The sequence below is a fragment of the Neisseria sp. 74A18 genome (assembly GCF_001308005.1).
GTDB lineage: Bacteria > Pseudomonadota > Gammaproteobacteria > Burkholderiales > Neisseriaceae > Neisseria > Neisseria dumasiana.
The window spans coordinates 18538-35981 of the sequence record NZ_LGZA01000030.1 but is presented as its reverse complement, the minus strand read 5'-3'; the positions used below and the strand labels follow the sequence as shown (position 1 = coordinate 35981).

The following is a 17444-nucleotide window of genomic DNA, read 5'->3' as shown; positions in this document are numbered from 1 at the left end:
ACCACACCAAAGCCGCAGAGTTTTTAACTGCTGCTTTGGTGTCCCGAAGTTAAAACGAAACTCACATTCTTTCAAGAACAGAGGAAAAGATTTTCGGTCGATTCCGTTGTATTTGCGCAAGACACGTTTCGCCTGATTCCAAAAATTCTCAATGCCGTTGATATGGTTGTGTCGGTCGGCAAACTTTTTGCTGTGATTAATCCTGTGATGGTGAAAACCGCTGACATCCAACACGTCGTAACTGCTCAGGCAGTCCGTATAAACTACGCTATCAGGTGTAATTTTCCTTGTAATAACAGGAAATAAACTTTCCTTTCAGGCATTATTCACTACAACCGTATAAACCTTACCTCCACGTTTAAGGATACCGAAAGCCACCACTTTACCTGCTGCTCCCCTACCGCGCTTTCCTTTACGCTTACCGCCGAAATAGCTCTCATCCAATTCTATAGTGCCCTCAAAAACCTGATCTGCTTCCAAAGCCAAATGATGGCTGATAACAAGACGGATTTTACGGTAGAAGAGAATAGCCGTATTGGGCTGAATACCCAAGATATCGGCAGCAGAACGTGCGGTTACTTCCAATACAAAATATTCAAGCAGTTTTCTTTGCAGACTCTTCTTTAACTTACAGTGGGTTATCTTCATTTTGGCAGCCTATCATGACTGCTAATCTACGTCAGCCCCAAAGTTAATGTGGATTGACTATATTTAAAGCCAATCAGTTTATTTCGCCATCTCGGCAAACACTTCTTTGGCGGTGGCAACGGTTTCGTCTATCAATTCAGGCGTATGTGCCGCCGACATGAAGCAGGCTTCGTAAGCCGAGGGGCCGAACGCCACGCCGCACTCGAGCATGCCGTGGAAGAAGCGTTTGAAATCTTCGATGTTGGAGCGGGTCATGTCGGCATAGCTTTGCGGCGTGCTGTCGGCAAAATAGAGGCCGAACATGCCGCCGACGTAATCGGCGCTGAAAGTAATACCCGCCTCTTTCGAGGCCGTCTGAAAACCGTTAACCAGTTGATCGGTGAGCTTAGCGAGGTTTTCGTAGAAGCCTTCGCGTTGGATGATTTCCAGCGTTTTCAAACCGGCGGCCACGGCCACGGGGTTACCCGACAGCGTGCCTGCCTGATACACGCCGCCGAGCGGGGAGATGCAGGCCATGATGTCTTTGCGGCCGCCGAACGCCGCCAACGGCATGCCGCCGCCGATCACTTTGCCCATGGTGGTTAAGTCGGGTTTGATGCCGTGCAGCGATTGCGCGCCGCCCAATGCCACGCGGAAGCCGGTCATCACTTCGTCGTAAATCAGCACCGCGCCGTGTTGTTCGGTAAGCGAACGCAGGGCTTTGATGAAGTTTTCAGACGGCCTCACCAAGTTCATGTTGCCGGCAAACGGTTCGAGAATCACGCAGGCTATTTCGCTGCCGATTTGGGCGAAGGTTTCTTCGAGTTGGGCGACGTTGTTGTATTCTAAAACCAGCGTGTGTTGGGTGAAATCTGCGGGCACGCCGGCGGAGCTGGGATTGCCGAACGTGAGCAGACCGCTGCCCGCTTTAACCAGCAGGCTGTCGGAATGGCCGTGGTAGCAGCCTTCGAACTTGATGATTTTGTCGCGTTGGGTAAAACCGCGTGCCAAGCGGATGGCACTCATGGTGGCTTCGGTGCCGGAGCTGACGAGGCGCACCTGTTCCACGCTGGGCACGAGTTTGGCGATTTCTTCGGCAATCACGATTTCGCCTTCGGTAGGCGCGCCGAACGACAAACCGCCCAACGCCGCTTCGCGCACGGCTTCAATCACTTCGGGATGGGCGTGGCCGACAATCGCGGGCCCCCACGAGCCTACATAGTCGATATAGCGGGTATCGTTTTCGTCCCAAACATATGCGCCTTGGGCTTTTTTGATGAAGCGCGGCACGCCGCCGACGCTGCCGAATGCGCGCACGGGCGAGTTGACGCCGCCGGGAATGATGGCTTTGGCACGGTTGAACAATGCTTCGTTGCGGTTCATGGGGTTATCCTTTTGTCGAATAGATGTTGGCACAGATATGGTCAATCAACTTAACTTACTGCGGCGTTGCTGTGCCTTAGTTTAAAGAGTGTACCGTCTGCGGCTTGCTGCCTGGCATTAAAATTGAGTTAATTGACTATAAAAGGCCGTCTGAAAAAACGAATGCGTTATTTTAGCAGCTTTGCTTTCAGGCGGCAGGCGATATCCGCCCTTGCATATATCTAAAGAGCGAACCGGCAAAGTAGAGAATGCTGTATCGGAGCAGATGGCAACATGCAGTTAACGGCGCGGCTCGAATGATGCAGCTTGATTGAGTGGTGTGGGTTTGAATCAACAATAATTGATACCCGTAAATTGACCCGCACGAAAATGTGCGGATATTTTTTATAAGCTTTTACAGGCAGTGCATTTTATTTTATGTTGAGTATCGCTGCGTTTAGTTTGTTATGAAATTGATTGCTTATTGCCGAATGTGCGGCTGATAGGTTGAGACCTTTGCAAAACCCCACGCCAACAAACAGCCGGAACATGCTTCATCATGTTCCGGCTGTTTTTGCGTAAAAAGTAGACAAGCTACCCCTAAAGTCCCCTTAAAGTGCCTCATTATGAGGCACTGCCTGAGACCTTTGCAAAACCCCCATCTGCGGCGTATTTCTGCGTTGTGCGCTGCCCGCTCGTTTGCCTATCTATATGATATGTCTGCACTCGCTGTGCTGCTACGCCTTGAACTGCATCCACATCTGAGGGTTTTGCAAAGGTCTCAGGTTGATTAAAAATCGGCCAGCTGCTGTTTCAATGCCATGCTGTTTTCAACCATATTGCCGCAATCTTCGATGAGATGCCCGGTTTCGGCGATTAAAAGATTGGCAGGTCGAACGGCGTGCAGGCTCATGCGGATTTCTGCCGGTGTAAACGGGATTTTGCGGGAAGCGGCAAAAGCTTGGGCGCGTTGGTTGGCTGCTTTCAACATCGGAAGCAGGGTAACGTCGAGATGAAAGCGTTTAACGCCCAATACGATAATGCGAGCGGCAAACCAATCGGCTTCTTCGGTAAAGATGTCGGGGCTGCGGTGATTAAAATCATGACGCATGGCTGCGATTAAAGTGGCCACAGTACGGATTTGCGGCAAAAGTGCCTCGCTGATTTGAACACCGCCGGTTGAAACGGCCGGTGAGGCGAACAGGTCTGAACGGTGAACATTGCCGTTTACAATCAGGTGTATGGGTTGCAAAACGGTGGTCGGTTTTTCTAGGGTTGGCAACGTGGCGGTTTTCATTGTTATCTGCTCCTGTGATATGGGGAGTAACAGGCGGCAAAGCAATAAAAAAGCCGCCTGAATATTCGGGCGGCTGCTGTTTCGCGTTTGCTTGGTTTATCTGTGTTTCAGACAAGCGCAAAAGAGTACCGCACGTTTGTGTGGTACCAATAGTAATAAGCAAAGGGGCGAATGTTTAATGTGTTCATGGCGGCCAATGTAAATCAGGGTATTGGATATTGTCAACTTTTATTTGGGTTTTTAAGTAGGTTTAATTTTTATCTTGTTGAAATTTTTTGTTAATTTTGCTCTCCCCATTTTTTCATCAGTTGGTGGGGGATGCGCAGCTGGTCAAGAATGCGTGCAACCACAAAATCGATCATGTGGTTGAGCGTATCGGGGTGATGGTAGAAACCGGGGGAGGGCGGCAGGATAACCGCACCCAAGCGGGAAAGTTTGAGCAGGTTTTCCAAATGCAGGGTGGAAAGCGGCGTTTCGCGCGGCACGATAACCAACGGGCGACGTTCTTTTATGCACACATCGGCGGCACGTTCGATCAAGTGGTCTGAAGTGCCGTGTGCAATGGCGGCTACCACGCCCATGCTGGCAGGGCAAACAATCATGGCATCGGCAGGGTTGGTGCCTGAAGCGGGCGGGGCGAACCATTCGTCTTTGCCGAATACGCGCAGCCGGGCAGGAGATACGTGATAGCGTTCGCACAAAACTGCCTGACATTCAGAGGGAGAAGCCGGCAGGGTGAGATTCATTTCTTGGCGGGCTACAATTTGTGCGGCCTGAGAATATAAAAGCCACACGGTTTTGCCGCTTTGCAGCAAACATTCAAGCAGGCGGATGCCGTAGGGCATGCCTGATGCGCCGGTAAAGGCGAGAGTAACGGTGTTTATCGGGTAATGGACTGTATTCATGGTGCGTGAAGCCGAGAATGATTTTCAGACGGCCTGTCTGTTAAAAAGGAGCGATAATAAATAATTGATCGGATTTAAAAAGTTTTTTAGATTTCTCTGCTGCGTTCGATTTCTACGCCGACTTCTTTTACATCGGCGAGGATGCCGGGTTTAACGATGCGTACACGCACCCACAGTGCGCCGAAATCCGACAAGATTAAACCTGCAACGTGTTCGGCCAGAGCTTCAAGCAGCAGAAACTGTTGGTTTTTCAGACTGCTGCGCACCGCTTCGCACACGTCGGCATAATGAACGGTGTCGTTGATGTTGTCATCGGATGCAGATTTCTCAGGCACACCGATAACCACATCAAGAACCAGCGTCTGTTTTTGGCCGCGCTCCCAATCGTAAAGCCCGATAAGGGTTTCGGCTTTCATGCCGTGTAAAAAGATTTTATCCATTTTGTGTTACGCCGTTTTCACGTTAAAATCACGGCTCCATTCTAAAACAAAAGTTTTTGCAATGTTTAATTTCTTGATGATTACTGCCGGTTATCTGATAGGCTCGTTGTCGTTTGCCGTGATGGTATCGAAATTTTACGGCATGGATGACCCGCGTACTTACGGTTCCGGTAATCCGGGGGCGACCAATGTTTTACGCAGCGGCAAAAAGAAGGCTGCGGCATTGACGCTGTTGGGCGATGCGTTGAAGGGGCTGCTGGCGGTTTTGCTGGCGCGCTACCTTCAGGAGCCGCTGGCATTGGACAACGCAACCATCGCTTTGGTGGCGGTTGCCGCTTTGGTGGGGCATATGTGGCCGCTGTTTTTCGGCTTTAAAGGCGGCAAAGGGGTGGCGACTGCTTTGGGCGTGCTGCTGGCCTTGTCGTGGCCGACTGCGCTGGTGTGTGCGCTGATTTGGCTGGTGATGGCGTTCGGATTTAAAGTGTCTTCGCTGGCGGCATTGGTTGCTACCGTAGCCAGCCCGGTTGTGGCTTTTTTCTTTATGCCTTACGATTCGTGGATATGGTCTACCGCAGTGATTGCGTTGCTGGTGCTTTACAGGCATAAAACCAACATTAGAAACCTGTTGAACGGAAAAGAAACGAAAATCGGGGAAAAAGCGGATAAATCCGAATCCGGAGAATAAATGTTAAAGCAGCCTCGGCTGCTTTTTTGTTTTGATTTGGTTTGAAGGAATGATGTGATGCGGAGTTTTTCAGACGGCCTGAAAAAATGTGCGGCCATATCGATTGCCTGTTTGCTGTCTTCTTGCGCACTGGTGCAGTTTCAACCGTTACAGACGATTGATAAGGTGGATACCGAGAAAGGTTACCGTTTAGAAAAGGCATTGAGCCGGCGCGCCGAAGACGATACGTTTGTGGTGCTGATTTTTTCCGGCGGCGGCACGCGCGCGGCCGCTTTGGGTTACGGCGTGCTGGAAGAATTGAAAAAACAGCAGGTCAATATCGGCGGCAGGGAAAAAAGCTTGCTGGAAAATATAGATATGGTGTACGGCGTGTCGGGCGGTTCGGTGCTGGCGGCTTATTTTTCGATGCACGGCCCGGAAACCGTACCAGCTTTCGAGCGGCGTTTTTTGAAACAGAACTTTCAGCGTCAGTTTACCAAGCAGCTGTTTTCGCTTGCCAACGTGCCGCGCTTGACTTCGCCCGAATATGGCAGGGGGGATTTGTTGCAGGAGCAGTTTGAGAATACGCTTTTCCGCGATGCCACTTTCGGCGATTTGGACAGAAAGCGAAAAGGCCCGTTTGCCGTGATTTCCGCCACAGATATGGCGGCCGGCAGCCGTTTGGATTTTACGCAGGAATATTTCGACATGATGTGCCTCGACCTCTCGCAGCTGCGGATTGCGCGGGCGGTGGCCGCTTCGAGTGCCGTGCCTTTGGTGTTCAGCCCGATTACCCTGAACAACAATGGTGGCAAATGCGGTTATATGGTTCCCGAAGAAGTGCAGAAAGCAACCGCCGTGCGCGGCGGCGGATTGCAAACCCAAACGAAACGCGAGTTTGTGCAGAGTTTTCTGCAATACAACGACAGCGTTAAGCGGCCTTACATTCATCTTTTGGACGGCGGGCTTACCGACAATCTCGGCCTGCGCGGCCTGCTCGACGTAGCCGATGCACGCTCGAGCAGTATGCTGCAACGCAAGCTCGACGACGAACATATCCGCCGCATCGTGATCATCAACGTGAATGCCCAAAACCAAATCAGCAGCCTTATCGACCAATCGGCCGCGGTTCCGGGTTTGACCGATGTGATCAATGCCGTTGTCGATATCCCGATAGACAGGTATTCGCAAGAATCGCTGCGCCGGTTCCGCGAGTTTGCAGACCAATGGAACAAAAGCATCGGTAAAGGTAAGAACCGCAGCCAAACCGGTATGTATTTCGTGAGCCTCAATCTGAGGGAATTGCCTGAGTCCCAGTTGAGGAAGAATGTATTGAATATTCCCACCACATTCTATTTGCCGCCCAACGACATCAACGATTTAAAAACCGCAGCACGCGCCTTGCTCCAACAATCGGCCGAATATAAACGGCTGCTGGCCGATTTGGCCGCCGACCCCGTCGAGCCGGAACGTGCGGTAAACAAGCCTGTGTGGTTTGTGGGCGAAGGGCCGCCGCTGCCCGGTTCGGATGTTCCCGTAGAATATGACGCGCAGTGGTTGAAGCCGCAATAATCGTGCCGCTTCACGAGGCTTTTGCAAAAGCCCCGGCAGGATAAACCCGCCCGCGCAACACTATTTGGGGCATAGGCGCCGGAAAGCTTTGCCTGAGAACGGGTTTTTGATACAATCCGTTCCCATACAACTTTTTAAAACAAGCCGCCGGTTTCAGGCGGCTTGTATTTTTATTTGCCTATTATTTCAGACGGCCTCCAAGCCGTTACAAACCGGAGAAAAGTTTCATGCAGAAAATTCCGTTAACCGTCCGCGGTGCAGAATTGTTGAAAGAAGAATTACAACAGCTCAAAAGCGTTGCCCGCCCGCAAGTGATCGAAGCGATTGCCGAGGCGCGTTCGCACGGCGATTTGTCGGAAAATGCCGAATACGAAGCGGCCAAAGAGCGTCAGGGTTTTATCGAAGGCCGCATTGCAGAGGTAGAACATAAATTATCGATGGCACACATTATCAACCCTGCCGAAATCCACGCCGAAGGTAAAGTGGTGTTCGGTGCAACCGTAACCTTGGAAGATTTGGATACCGAAGAGCAGGTGCGTTATCAGATTGTGGGCGAGGACGAGGCCGATATCAAAGCCAATAAAATATACGTCGGCTCACCCATTGCCCGCGCCTTGATCGGTAAAGAAGAAGGCGATGTGGCGGAGGTTCAGGCTCCGGGCGGCGTGCGCGAATACGATATTGTTGCGGTGGAATATATTTAACCGCTGTGTGTTATAGCTTTTAAATGACAACAGGCCGTCTGAAAACAGTTTTTCAGACGGCCTGTTGTTATGCTGCAAACAGATTAAGGCTGTTTGATTCTCGGCAGCACTTTCACGCTCAAGGGCAGGTGGTCGGAGAGCAGCTGCCATTGCTTTTCTTTGTGGATTTGCGAATCGAGCACTTCGAGGTTGCGGGTGTAGATGCGGTCGAGGCTCAATACGGGCATGAGCGAGGGAAAGGTTTTCGGGCGTTTGCCGTTGGCATCCACAAATACTTCTTCGAGATTCAACGCCTTGCCCAATGCGGCGGCGGATTTGGAACGCCAGTCGTTGAAGTCGCCGGCGATAATCAGCGGGCTGTGCGGGTCAACCTGTTGGGAAACGTATTCGAAAATCGCCTGATACTGTTTCATGCGGTCGGGTTCGCGCAGGTTGAGATGGGCGCACAGGCACACGAGCGGGTGTTCCCAATATTCGGGCTGAATCTCGCAATGCAGCACGCCGCGCTGTTCGAGTTTGTTGACCGTGATATTGAGATTGTGGCGGGTGTCGATAGGCATGTGGCTGAGAATCGCATTGCCGTGGTGCCGTTCGGGGTAAACGGCGTTTTTGCCGTAGCTGCTGTTGAACGACAGGTGCTCGCTGAGAATGTCGTAATGCGGGCGGTGCGGGAAGTCGGGCATTTTGGAACGGCGGATTTGGTGTTCGCCTTGCACTTCTTGTAAAAATAAAATGTCTGAATTCAGCTTTTGCAGGGCTTCGGCCATGTTGCCTACCTGCACTTTGCGGTTGAGTGCCGACATGCCTTTGTGCATGTTGTAAGAAGTAACGGTAACGGGTACGGGGGTCATAATGTGCTCGGTATTTGTTATTGTGTATTTTTTGATTATATATCAACAGGCCGTCTGAAAAACCAGATTTTACATAAACATAGCTTTGTAAAAAGGCCGTCTGAATATTGGTTTCAGACGGCCGCGTTTATCGGTGTCGGTTTATTTTTGCAACGAAGCAAACACTTCGAAATAGGTGGGAAAGGTTTTGTGGGTGCATTTGGGGTCGTTGATGACCACGGGCACGCCGAGCAGCGAAACCAATGAAAAGCACATGGCCATGCGGTGGTCGTCGTAGGTGTCGATTTCGGCATCGGGAGTGAGCGTGGTGGGCGGAACGATGTGGATTGCTTCAGGCTCTTCGGTAACGGTTGCGCCCACTTTGCGCAGTTCCGCCGCCATTGCTGCGATGCGGTCGGTTTCTTTCACGCGCCAGCTGCCGATGTTGCGCAGGGTGCACGGTGCGCCGGTAGCAAGGGCAACGACGGCTAAGGTCATGGCGGCATCGGGAATGTGGTTGGCATCCAAATCAAAGGCTTGGATAGGGCGGTCGGCAGGGCGGGAGACTTCGATAAAATGGTCGCCCCACGTTACATCGGCACCGATTTTTTCCAACTCGCGCGCAAATGCCACATCGCCCTGAATGCTGTGGGTACCGATGCCGGTAACGCGCACGGGTTCGCTGGAAAGCAGGCCGGCGGCGAGAAAATAAGACGCGCTCGAAGCGTCGCCTTCCACATGCAGATTTTCCGGCGCATGGTAACGCGCGCCGGCAGGCAGCCTGAACACGCGGTAGTTTTGGTTTTCGACGTGAACACCGAATTGCGCCATCAGTTTCAGCGTGATGTCGATATAGGGTTTGGAAATCAGCTCGCCGACCATTTCGATTTCAAACGCTTGGCCGGTCAGCGGCAGCGCCATCAAGAGCGCGGTCAGGAACTGGCTGGACACGTTGCCTTTAATCGGAATCACACGCACGCCGTTGTCGGTGCGTTCGCGGATGCGCAGCGGCGGGTAATGTTCGTTGCCGAGGTATTGCACATCGGCACCGGCCGTGCGCAGGGCATCGACCAAATCGCCGATGGGGCGTTCGTGCATGCGCGGCACGCCGTGCAGGTGGTAGTTGCCGCCCAGCACCGCCAAAGCTGCGGTAAGCGGGCGGAACGCCGTGCCTGCGTTGCCGAGAAACAAATCCGCCTCACGGTTGGGAAAACGCCCGCCCGTGCCGTGTACTTTCAGACGGCCTTCCGAGATAAATTCCAGTTTGACACCGAGTTTTTCCAACGCTTCGAGCATGCGGTCGGTGTCGTCGGATTTTAATAAAGAATGGATTTCGCACACATTGTCCGACAATGCCGCCAAGAGCAGCGTGCGGTTGCTGATGCTTTTGGAGCCGGGCAGGGCGACGGTGGAGGGCTTGAGTGTGGCGGCGGGCAGGCGGACGGATTCGGTCATTGTTTTTCTTTCCGTGAACGATAAAAAAGATGAAGCGGTATTATGCCTGTAATCGTGCGGCTTGGAAAACGGGCGGGAAGGGCTGATGCGGCTTTTTTTGAAGTGTTCGGATTCGGTAAGCGCACCGAAACGCCTGTATAAAATAATTTCAGACGGCCTTCGGTAAAAGAGGCCGTCTGAAAATCAAGCGTCGGGGCGGGAAGCCGGATTATTTCACCGTTTTATTGCCCTCGACAATTTTCAGTCCGGCAGAAACCAAGCTGCCGATGTCGGCCACGTTGGCGGGCATAATCAGCGTGTTGTTTTCTTTGGCCAGTTTGCTGAAGGCTTCTACATATTGCTCGGCCACTTTCAGATTAACGGCCTCGTTGCCGCCCGGAGTTTGCAGGGCTGCGGCAATCAGGCGGATGGCATCGGCATTGGCCTCGGCCACCAAGCGCAAGGCTTCGGCTTCGCCTTGTGCGCGGTTGATACGGGCGATTTTGTCGCCGTTTGATTCGTTGATGGCGGCCTGCATTTCACCTTCGGACTGTTGGATTTCGGCTTCGCGCTGGCCGCTGGCAAGGTTGATCTGCTCGATTTTGCGGCCTTCCGATTCGGCGATGCGGGCGCGTTTTTCGCGTTCGGCGGTAATTTGTGCCTGCATCGAACGCAGGATTTCTTGCGGCGGTACCAAGTCTTTGATTTCGTAACGCAATACTTTCACGCCCCATGATACGGCGGCTTCGTCGAGCGCGGAAACGACGATGCTGTTGATTTCGTCGCGCTCTTCAAAGGTTTTGTCCAATTCCATGCGGCCGATAACCGAACGCAGCGTGGTTTGGGCAAGCTGGGTAATCGCCATGATGTAGTTGCTGGAGCCGTATGAAGCGAGTTTCGGGTCGGTTACTTGGAAATAGATGATACCGTCGACGGTGAGCTGGGTGTTGTCGCGGGTAATACATACTTGGCTCGGCACGTCGAGCGGGATTTCTTTCAACGTGTGTTTGTAGGCGATGCGGTCGATAAACGGAATCAGAATGTTCAGGCCGGGATTAAGGATTTTATAGAAGCGGCCCAAGCGTTCGACTACATAGGCTTCCTGTTGCGGCACAACGGTAAACGATTTGAAGCCGAATACGACAACGGCAATAAGAATCAGGATGGGAAAGCTGAGAAACAGGCTGAAATCCATGGTTTTTCCTTAGTTTGATGATGAATGCAGATGAATAAGCAGAATATTGCCGTTTTTGCCGGTGATAACGGCGGTTTGTCCGGCAGCGTGATCGGCACCATTGTCGGCCTGAGCCTGCCACACGGTGCCGCGGTAATGCACTTCATACAGATTGCCGTGCAGGTGGCGGTTGATTTGTACGGTTTGCCCGATGTCCAAATCGTTGCGGGCGGATTCGTCGACAGGTGAGCGGCGGTGTTTTTTTATCCAGCCGTGCGCCCACCAGATGCCCACGGCAGAAAGCGCGGCAGCCGTGATGATGCTGATGCTGGTGCTGTCGAACAGCCATGCGGCAATGCCGGCGCCGAACAGGGCGGCGCTGACCACCAGCAGGTAAATCGTGCCGACGAACAGTTCTAAAATCAGCACCAATATGGCGGCGATAAACCAAGCGATCATGAGTTGCCCCCTTTGTTGTTTCAATCGGATAAATGATAAAGGCTCCCAGCGAAAATTCAATGTTTTCGGCGGGAACGGTAGAAAGGCCGTCTGAAACGGTTTACACAAAGAGTGTTCAGACGGCCTTTTGAACGGAAACGGTTTATTTTTCGGCGTTCAACACCCGTTGGCGACGGGTTTCGCTCAACACCATGCCCGCCGTTACCGATACGTTCATGCTTTCCACCGTGCCGAACATGGGCACGGAAACGAGCATGTCGCAATGTTCGCGGGTGAGGCGGCGCATGCCTTCGCCTTCGTTGCCCATTACCCATGCGATGCTTTCGGGCAGTTTGGCGTGATACAGATCGGCCTCGCCGCCCATGTCGGTGCCGACCACCCAGATGCCGTATTCTTTCAATTCGCGCAGGGTGCGGGCGAGGTTGGTTACGGTGATGTAGGGCACGGTTTCGGCCGCGCCGCAGGCCACTTTGCTCACGGTGGCGTTCAAGCCCGCGCTTTTGTCTTTCGGCGCAATCACGGCGTGAACGCCCATTGCGTCGGCGGTACGCAGACATGCGCCGAGGTTATGCGGGTCGGTGATGCCGTCGAGCACCAGCAGCAGCGCCGGTTCGCGCAGGTTTTCCAACACGTCTTCAAGGTGGACGTGGTTTTTGGAGGCGTCGATAAAGCCGACCACCCCTTGATGGCGCGCGCCTTTGCTGATGGTGTTTAAGCGTTCGGCGGCGGCGAAATGCACGCGCACGTTTTCGGCGGCGGCTTTTTCCAGCACGTCGCGGGTGCGGGCATCGTGTTTGCCTTCTTGGACATACAGCTCGGTAATGCTTTTCGGGTTTTGCCACAAGCGGGCGTTAACGGCGTGAAAGCCGTAGATAAGTCGTTGGTTTGCCATGTTTTGCTTTGTGTGAAAGTTTCAGACGGCATTATACAGGGTTTGGGCGGCACAGGGCTTTTGAGGCCGTCTGAAAAACAGGTGGGTGTAAAGGGTAATAAGGTTGGCGTTTTATGGTTTTGCCAAGCCGATTTCGCGGAAAAACGCACCGTAGGCTGCGGCTTTTTCTGCCAGCGGCAAAGGATAGGCGCGCGATGACGACGGCAGGCGGTACAGGCGCAGCGGCCTGCCGGCAAATTCGGTTTCGGAATACCGGCCGATGGAGGGTTTGGCGGTTTCAGACGGCATCAGCGAGAGCAGGGTGTCGGTAGCCAGCTCGCCCGTGGTCATCACGGTTGTGCAATTGGGCATGATATTCAGCAGCGCGGCCAAATCGACCGGCTTCACAATCTGCAAAAACTTGTCGGAAGCGTTGCCCTGCAAACGGATAACCTGATGCGCCGTATCACTGATGGCGATGCCGCGTTCGGTGAGAAAGCTGCGGATAAGCGCTTCTTTAAAGGCTTTGCCGCCGGGTTCGACAAAATAATCTTTGTCTCCGAAAAACACCAAGCCGAAAATCCGCCACATGTCGTTTTGAAAATTGGGGTAGTAAAAATCCATTTTCCAGCGGGCGCGCGGCGGCGGAAACGAACCGAGCATCAGCAGGGTGGCGTTTGCGGGCGCGAACGGGGCGAGCGGGTGGGTTTCAACGGTCGGGTTCATGGCGGCTGCCGCAGTCAGTTTGGGCATCAGCTTTGCTGCGCCGACATAATCCGTGCAACGGTATCGACCACGGCTTGGGTTTGCGGGTCGATTTCTATATTCACAAGGTCGCCCGCTTGGCGCGTGCCGAACAATGTGCGTTGCAGGGTTTCGGGAATCAGATGCACGTTGAATTCGGTTTCGGTTACGCTGCCGATGGTAAGGCTGCAACCGTCCAGCCCCACAAAACCTTTGGTCAGGATATAAGGTTTCAGCTCGGGCGGCAGGGCAAGCCATATGGTGCGGTTGTGTTCGCTTTCTTCGATGCGGGTAATCGGGGTAACGGCGATAATGTGGCCGCTCATCACATGGCCGCCGATTTCGTCGCCGAAGCGGGCGGCGCGCTCGAGGTTGACCGGGCTGCCGGTTTCCAATGCGCCGAGGTTGGTTTTGGACAAGGTTTCTGCCATCAGGTCGAAATCGACTTGGCGGCCGTTGATGCGGGTAATGGTGAGGCAGCAGCCGTTATTGGCTACCGATGCGCCGATTTGCAGGTTGTGTGCCATGTCTTCGGGCAGCTCGACCGTGTAGGTGCAAAAGTCGGCGGAAGGTGCATCTTTGGCGACAATGCGCCCCATGCCTTGTACGATGCCTGTGAACATTTTGATTCCTTAAAAAACGAAAAAACTAAAAAAACGGATGAAAGGCCGGTAAAGCGGCGGTTTATGAGGTGGCGGAACCCTCGCAGTAGGCCGAGACCTTTGCAAAACCCTCATCTGCGGCGCATTTCTGCGTTGTGCGCTGCTCGCTCGTTTGCCTATCTATATGATATGTCTGCACTCGCTGTGCTGCTACGCCTTGAACTGCATCCACATCTGAGGGTTTTGCAAAGGTCTCAGGCCGTATGCAGCGGTTTGATTTTTTCCAGCCGCGCCCGATCAATTGCTTCGGCAATTTTGTGCGGCGCATCGGCGTGGGTGGCGGCGATTTCGGCGGTGTTGATGCTGTTGGCGGCATCAAGCAGAGCCAGCCAGTGTTCGCGCTGCGGGTAGGGTTCATTTTCGCGGTTCAGACGGCCTTGCGTATCGGCCACGCAAACGTTTAAGGCCGTCTGAAAACGTTCGGGCCGTCTGAAAGCATCGGTTTGCTTTAAGGTTTTCAACACGGTTTGTGCTTTCAGGTTTTCGACGCTGTGCAACACGATGTGCCAGCGGCAAACCAGTTCGGCCAATTCGGAACAGGCTTTGGGTACTTTCCAGCGGGCGTTTACGGCGCGCACGGGCGTTACGCCCGCTATGTCGTGGCCGTGGTGCTTGGGCAGAATGTCGGCGGGTGTGAGTGCTTTGCCCAAGTCGTGCAGCAGGGCGGCGTAGCGTTCGGGCAGGGTCAAACCCATGTCGGCGGCGCGTTGCAATACCATCAGCGTGTGGATGCCGCTGTCGATTTCGGGGTGGTAGTCGGCGCGTTGCGGCACGCCGAAAAGGGCGTCCACTTCGGGCAGCAACACTTTTAAAGCCCCGCATTCGCGCAGGATTTCGATCATTTTGCGCGGCTGTTTTTCCATCAGCCCTTTGGCCAATTCCTGCCACACGCGTTCTTCCACCAAAGCATCGGCTTCACCGTCGCGCACCATCTGTTTCATCAGCTCCATGGTTTCGGGGGCAACGCTGAAACCGTAGCGGGCGGCAAAACGGGCGGTGCGGAGAATGCGCACGGGGTCTTCGGCGAAGGCTTCGGAAACATGGCGCAAAACGCCGTTGCGCAAATCTTCCTGGCCGCCGAAAGGGTCGATAATCAGGCCGTCTGAATCTTGTGCCATGGCGTTGATGGTGAGGTCGCGGCGCATTAAGTCTTGCTCGAGGGTAACGTCTTTATCGGCATAAAAAGCAAAGCCGGCATAACCTTTGGCGGTTTTGCGCTCGGTGCGGGCGAGGGCGTATTCTTCGTGGCCGTCGGGATGCAGAAACACGGGGAAGTCTTTGCCGACGGGTTGGAAGCCTTGCGCCAGCATGGCCGCGGCATCGGCGCCGACAACAACCCAATCGCGGTCGGTAACGGTGATGTTGAGTAAAGTATCGCGGACTGCGCCGCCGACAAGATAAATCTGCATGGTGTGATCAGGCCGTCTGAAAAAGTATCAGGCTGTATCTTAACTGATTCCGAATGATTTTTCAGACGGCAGCGAAGAGCCTGAGTGAGAGAGGGAATGTGATGTAATGTATAACACTAAAAGCCGTTGATATTTAACGGCGTTGCGCCTGTTCAAACGCAATCAATACGTTTTTCACTTCGTCCGCTTCTTTCAATGTGCGGATGCGTTCAAACAATTCCTGCGCCTGCGGATACACTTTTTTCATCATGCCCAGCCATTGTTTCAAGCGGGCGACGGGGTATTTGTTGTTGGCTTCTTTGGCGAGGCACAGGTCAAAAAACAGGTTTATCCAGCCTGCGATTTCAGCAAAATCCGCTTCGGTAACGCTTTCGCCGCGTTCAAACTGCTTAATCTGCCGCGCCAAATCCGGCCGCATCACCGCGCCGCGCCCGAGCATCACGCTGTTACAGCCGCTTACTTGTTTGATGTCGAGATAATCCTGCAAGGCAAACACGTCGCCGTTGGCCGTTACCGGAATCTGCACGGCCTCGCGGATTTTACGCACCCATTCCCAATGCGCGGGCGGTTCGTAGCCTTCCACTTTGGTGCGCGCATGCACGGTCAGGCCGCAGGCACCGCCTTCTGCAATGGCGGCGGCACATTCGAGCGCGAGTGTTTTGTCTTCAAAACCCAAACGCATTTTGCCGGTGAGCGGAATATGGTCGGGCAGACTTTGGCGCAAAGTGCGGACGATATGGTGAATCAGCTCCGGCTCTTTCAACAGCACCGCGCCGCCTTTGTGTTTGTTGACGGTGGGCGCGGGGCAGCCGAAATTAAGGTCGATTTTATCCGCCCCGAAACGCACGGCTTCGAGCGCGTTTACCGCCATGTTGTCCGCATCGCTGCCTAGAAGCTGCACGGTGCAGGGTACGCCGGCGGGCGTTCGGTTGTTGCCGGCGATTTCCGGCACATGTTTCAGCCAAGTCTGACGCGAATGCACAGTATGGGTGATGCGCACGAACTCGCTCACGCACTCGTCGAACCCGCCGATACGGGTCAGCAAATCGCGCATCACATCGTCCACCAGCCCTTGCATGGGCGCCAAAATCAACTGCATATCTGAAAAGGCCGTCTGAAAAAACCGCTTATTTTACCGCAAACCGCTTCTCGAAGCGCGAAAGTTGCGGAAACGGTTTGCGCTGTGCCGCATCGGGGAGGCTGTTGTTTTTATCATCTTGATAATTTAAGATGTGGAAGCTTTTGCAGCCCGTGCTTTGAGGCCGTCTGAAAGCGAACTTGCGAGCTTCGCTAAAGTGAACTTGCGAGTTTCGCTAAAACACACCACCGCATATACAAGGGAGAAATATGAGCGACACCCAACACATTTCCGCTTCGGAAAAAGCAGCGATTCTTTCCGAAGCCCTGCCTTATATCCGCCGCTTTTCCGGCAAAACCATCGTGATCAAATACGGCGGCAACGCCATGACCGAGCCGCATCTGAAAGAAGGTTTTGCCAAAGATGTGGTGCTGCTGAAATTTTGCGGCATCAACCCCGTGATTGTGCACGGCGGCGGCCCGCAGATTAACGATATGCTGAACAAAGTGGGTAAAGAAGGCACGTTTATTCAGGGTATGCGCGTTACCGACAGCGAAACGATGGACATTGTAGAAATGGTGCTCGGCGGCCATGTGAACAAAGAAATCGTGTCTATGCTCAACCAGCACGGCGGCAAGGCCGTGGGCGTAACCGGCCGCGACAGCCATTTTATCCGCGCCAAAAAACTGTTTATCAACACGCCCGAACGCAACGGCGTCGATATCGGCCAAGTGGGTGTGGTGGAAAGCATCGACTGCTCGCTGATTAAAGGCATCATCGGTTACGGCCATATCCCCGTGGTTGCGCCCATCGGTGTGGGCAGAAACGGCGAGGCGTTCAATATCAATGCCGATTTGGTGGCAGGCAAATTGGCGGAAGAGTTGAATGCCGAAAAACTGCTGATGATGACCAATATCGCCGGCGTGATGGATAAAGAAGGCAACCTGCTCACCAACCTCACCCCCAAGCGTATCGACGAATTGATTGCCGACGGCACGCTCTACGGCGGTATGTTGCCCAAAATCAGCTCGGCGGTAGAAGCGGCGGTGAACGGTGTAAAAGCCACGCACATCATCGACGGCAGAGTGCCGAATGCGCTGCTGTTGGAAATTTTTACCGATTCGGGCATAGGCTCGATGATTTTGGGCGGCGAAAAAGCATAAAGCGCTGCCGAACAGAGTGAAAACCTGCTTCATCAACAGAGAGGCCGTC

The 17444-nt window shown here is 53.6% G+C and carries 18 protein-coding genes and 1 pseudogene; 5 read left to right on the top strand and 14 right to left on the bottom strand.

The features are described from left to right. A pseudogene (locus AKG43_RS09495) lies at positions 1-648 on the bottom strand (IS1595 family transposase); the annotation flags it as partial. 78 nt (positions 649-726) lie between these two features. Next, positions 727-2010 (bottom strand): glutamate-1-semialdehyde 2,1-aminomutase, encoded by a 1284-nt coding sequence (gene hemL / locus AKG43_RS09490; protein ID WP_054600326.1) that lies wholly within the window; start codon positions 2008-2010, stop codon positions 727-729. 605 nt (positions 2011-2615) lie between these two features. Between hemL and AKG43_RS13385 the strand changes: the two genes are divergently transcribed. Then, entirely contained in the window at positions 2616-2783 is a 168-nt protein-coding gene (locus AKG43_RS13385) for a lipoprotein signal peptidase (protein ID WP_082403053.1), read from the top strand. Here AKG43_RS13385 and AKG43_RS09485 read toward each other — a convergent pair. The 3 genes from AKG43_RS09485 to folB all read right to left on the bottom strand — a co-directional run bounded on the left by AKG43_RS09485 (position 2780) and on the right by folB (position 4631). Beyond that, entirely contained in the window at positions 2780-3286 is a 507-nt protein-coding gene (locus AKG43_RS09485; RefSeq protein ID WP_054600325.1) for a hypothetical protein, read from the bottom strand. The genes AKG43_RS13385 and AKG43_RS09485 overlap by 4 nt on opposite strands. 278 nt (positions 3287-3564) lie before the next feature. Beyond that, on the bottom strand, positions 3565-4191 hold the full coding sequence (locus AKG43_RS09480; RefSeq protein ID WP_054600324.1) for a flavin prenyltransferase UbiX: 627 nt from the start codon (positions 4189-4191) through the stop codon (positions 3565-3567). 86 nt (positions 4192-4277) lie between these two features. Continuing rightward, entirely contained in the window at positions 4278-4631 is a 354-nt protein-coding gene (gene folB / locus AKG43_RS09475; RefSeq protein WP_054600323.1) for a dihydroneopterin aldolase, read from the bottom strand. 61 nt (positions 4632-4692) lie between these two features. On the opposite strand from folB, the gene plsY reads away from it, so the two are divergent. From plsY to greA, 3 genes are all read left to right on the top strand, one after another. Beyond that, positions 4693-5316, top strand: a complete 624-nt coding sequence (gene plsY, locus AKG43_RS09470; protein WP_054600322.1) for a glycerol-3-phosphate 1-O-acyltransferase PlsY — start codon at positions 4693-4695, stop codon at positions 5314-5316. Between the two features lie 57 nt (positions 5317-5373). Then, entirely contained in the window at positions 5374-6867 is a 1494-nt protein-coding gene (locus AKG43_RS09465) for a patatin-like phospholipase family protein (protein WP_054600321.1), read from the top strand. Positions 6868-7094: 227 nt separating this feature from the next. Next, positions 7095-7571, top strand: a complete 477-nt coding sequence (gene greA, locus AKG43_RS09460) for a transcription elongation factor GreA (protein ID WP_054600320.1) — start codon at positions 7095-7097, stop codon at positions 7569-7571. Positions 7572-7654: 83 nt separating this feature from the next. Here the strand turns inward: greA and AKG43_RS09455 are convergent, their stop codons facing one another. The 9 genes from AKG43_RS09455 to AKG43_RS09415 form a co-directional block, all read right to left on the bottom strand. Beyond that, a complete protein-coding gene (locus AKG43_RS09455) occupies positions 7655-8422 on the bottom strand; it encodes an endonuclease/exonuclease/phosphatase family protein (RefSeq protein ID WP_054600319.1) in 768 nt (255 codons plus the stop codon). Positions 8423-8563: 141 nt separating this feature from the next. Next, positions 8564-9856, bottom strand: coding sequence for a 3-phosphoshikimate 1-carboxyvinyltransferase (gene aroA / locus AKG43_RS09450; RefSeq protein ID WP_054600318.1), 1293 nt, complete (start codon positions 9854-9856; stop codon positions 8564-8566). Between the two features lie 208 nt (positions 9857-10064). Beyond that, positions 10065-11030, bottom strand: a complete 966-nt coding sequence (locus AKG43_RS09445) for an SPFH domain-containing protein (protein WP_054600317.1) — start codon at positions 11028-11030, stop codon at positions 10065-10067. 9 nt (positions 11031-11039) lie between these two features. Further along, positions 11040-11468 carry an NfeD family protein gene (locus tag AKG43_RS09440; protein ID WP_054600316.1) on the bottom strand — a complete coding sequence of 143 codons (429 nt, stop codon included), beginning with the start codon at positions 11466-11468 and terminating at the stop codon, positions 11040-11042. Positions 11469-11610: 142 nt separating this feature from the next. Next, positions 11611-12360, bottom strand: coding sequence for a 23S rRNA (guanosine(2251)-2'-O)-methyltransferase RlmB (gene rlmB / locus AKG43_RS09435; protein ID WP_054600315.1), 750 nt, complete (start codon positions 12358-12360; stop codon positions 11611-11613). Between the two features lie 111 nt (positions 12361-12471). Beyond that, the gene (locus AKG43_RS09430; RefSeq protein ID WP_231718149.1) at positions 12472-13092 is read right to left on the bottom strand and encodes a uracil-DNA glycosylase family protein; all 621 of its coding nucleotides are present in this window, start codon (positions 13090-13092) and stop codon (positions 12472-12474) included. After that, positions 13092-13706: a riboflavin synthase gene (locus AKG43_RS09425; RefSeq protein WP_054600314.1), complete on the bottom strand. Its 615-nt coding sequence runs from the start codon at positions 13704-13706 to the stop codon at positions 13092-13094. The genes AKG43_RS09430 and AKG43_RS09425 overlap by 1 nt, the downstream gene beginning before the upstream one ends. A gap of 233 nt (positions 13707-13939) precedes the next feature. Beyond that, positions 13940-15154, bottom strand: a complete 1215-nt coding sequence (locus AKG43_RS09420) for a multifunctional CCA addition/repair protein (protein ID WP_054600313.1) — start codon at positions 15152-15154, stop codon at positions 13940-13942. Between the two features lie 133 nt (positions 15155-15287). After that, a complete protein-coding gene (locus AKG43_RS09415) occupies positions 15288-16253 on the bottom strand; it encodes a tRNA-dihydrouridine synthase (RefSeq protein WP_054600312.1) in 966 nt (321 codons plus the stop codon). 248 nt (positions 16254-16501) lie between these two features. Here AKG43_RS09415 and argB point away from each other — a divergent pair, with 248 nt between their 5' ends. Then, positions 16502-17395, top strand: coding sequence for an acetylglutamate kinase (argB, locus tag AKG43_RS09410; protein WP_054600311.1), 894 nt, complete (start codon positions 16502-16504; stop codon positions 17393-17395). Positions 17396-17444 lie beyond the last annotated feature (49 nt).

Excerpts from the sequence above, each read along its gene's own strand:
- hemL (WP_054600326.1), bottom strand. The coding sequence starts at position 2,010 with ATGAACCGCAACGAAGCATTGTTCAACCGTGCCAAAGCCATCATTCCC.
- AKG43_RS13385 (WP_082403053.1), top strand. The coding sequence starts at position 2,616 with ATGAGGCACTGCCTGAGACCTTTGCAAAACCCCCATCTGCGGCGTATT.
- AKG43_RS09485 (WP_054600325.1), bottom strand. The coding sequence starts at position 3,286 with ATGAAAACCGCCACGTTGCCAACCCTAGAAAAACCGACCACCGTTTTG.
- AKG43_RS09480 (WP_054600324.1), bottom strand. The coding sequence starts at position 4,191 with ATGAATACAGTCCATTACCCGATAAACACCGTTACTCTCGCCTTTACC.
- folB (WP_054600323.1), bottom strand. The coding sequence starts at position 4,631 with ATGGATAAAATCTTTTTACACGGCATGAAAGCCGAAACCCTTATCGGG.
- plsY (WP_054600322.1), top strand. The coding sequence starts at position 4,693 with ATGTTTAATTTCTTGATGATTACTGCCGGTTATCTGATAGGCTCGTTG.
- AKG43_RS09465 (WP_054600321.1), top strand. The coding sequence starts at position 5,374 with ATGCGGAGTTTTTCAGACGGCCTGAAAAAATGTGCGGCCATATCGATT.
- greA (WP_054600320.1), top strand. The coding sequence starts at position 7,095 with ATGCAGAAAATTCCGTTAACCGTCCGCGGTGCAGAATTGTTGAAAGAA.
- AKG43_RS09455 (WP_054600319.1), bottom strand. The coding sequence starts at position 8,422 with ATGACCCCCGTACCCGTTACCGTTACTTCTTACAACATGCACAAAGGC.
- aroA (WP_054600318.1), bottom strand. The coding sequence starts at position 9,856 with ATGACCGAATCCGTCCGCCTGCCCGCCGCCACACTCAAGCCCTCCACC.
- AKG43_RS09445 (WP_054600317.1), bottom strand. The coding sequence starts at position 11,030 with ATGGATTTCAGCCTGTTTCTCAGCTTTCCCATCCTGATTCTTATTGCC.
- AKG43_RS09440 (WP_054600316.1), bottom strand. The coding sequence starts at position 11,468 with ATGATCGCTTGGTTTATCGCCGCCATATTGGTGCTGATTTTAGAACTG.
- rlmB (WP_054600315.1), bottom strand. The coding sequence starts at position 12,360 with ATGGCAAACCAACGACTTATCTACGGCTTTCACGCCGTTAACGCCCGC.
- AKG43_RS09430 (WP_231718149.1), bottom strand. The coding sequence starts at position 13,092 with ATGCCCAAACTGACTGCGGCAGCCGCCATGAACCCGACCGTTGAAACC.
- AKG43_RS09425 (WP_054600314.1), bottom strand. The coding sequence starts at position 13,706 with ATGTTCACAGGCATCGTACAAGGCATGGGGCGCATTGTCGCCAAAGAT.
- AKG43_RS09420 (WP_054600313.1), bottom strand. The coding sequence starts at position 15,154 with ATGCAGATTTATCTTGTCGGCGGCGCAGTCCGCGATACTTTACTCAAC.
- AKG43_RS09415 (WP_054600312.1), bottom strand. The coding sequence starts at position 16,253 with ATGCAGTTGATTTTGGCGCCCATGCAAGGGCTGGTGGACGATGTGATG.
- argB (WP_054600311.1), top strand. The coding sequence starts at position 16,502 with ATGAGCGACACCCAACACATTTCCGCTTCGGAAAAAGCAGCGATTCTT.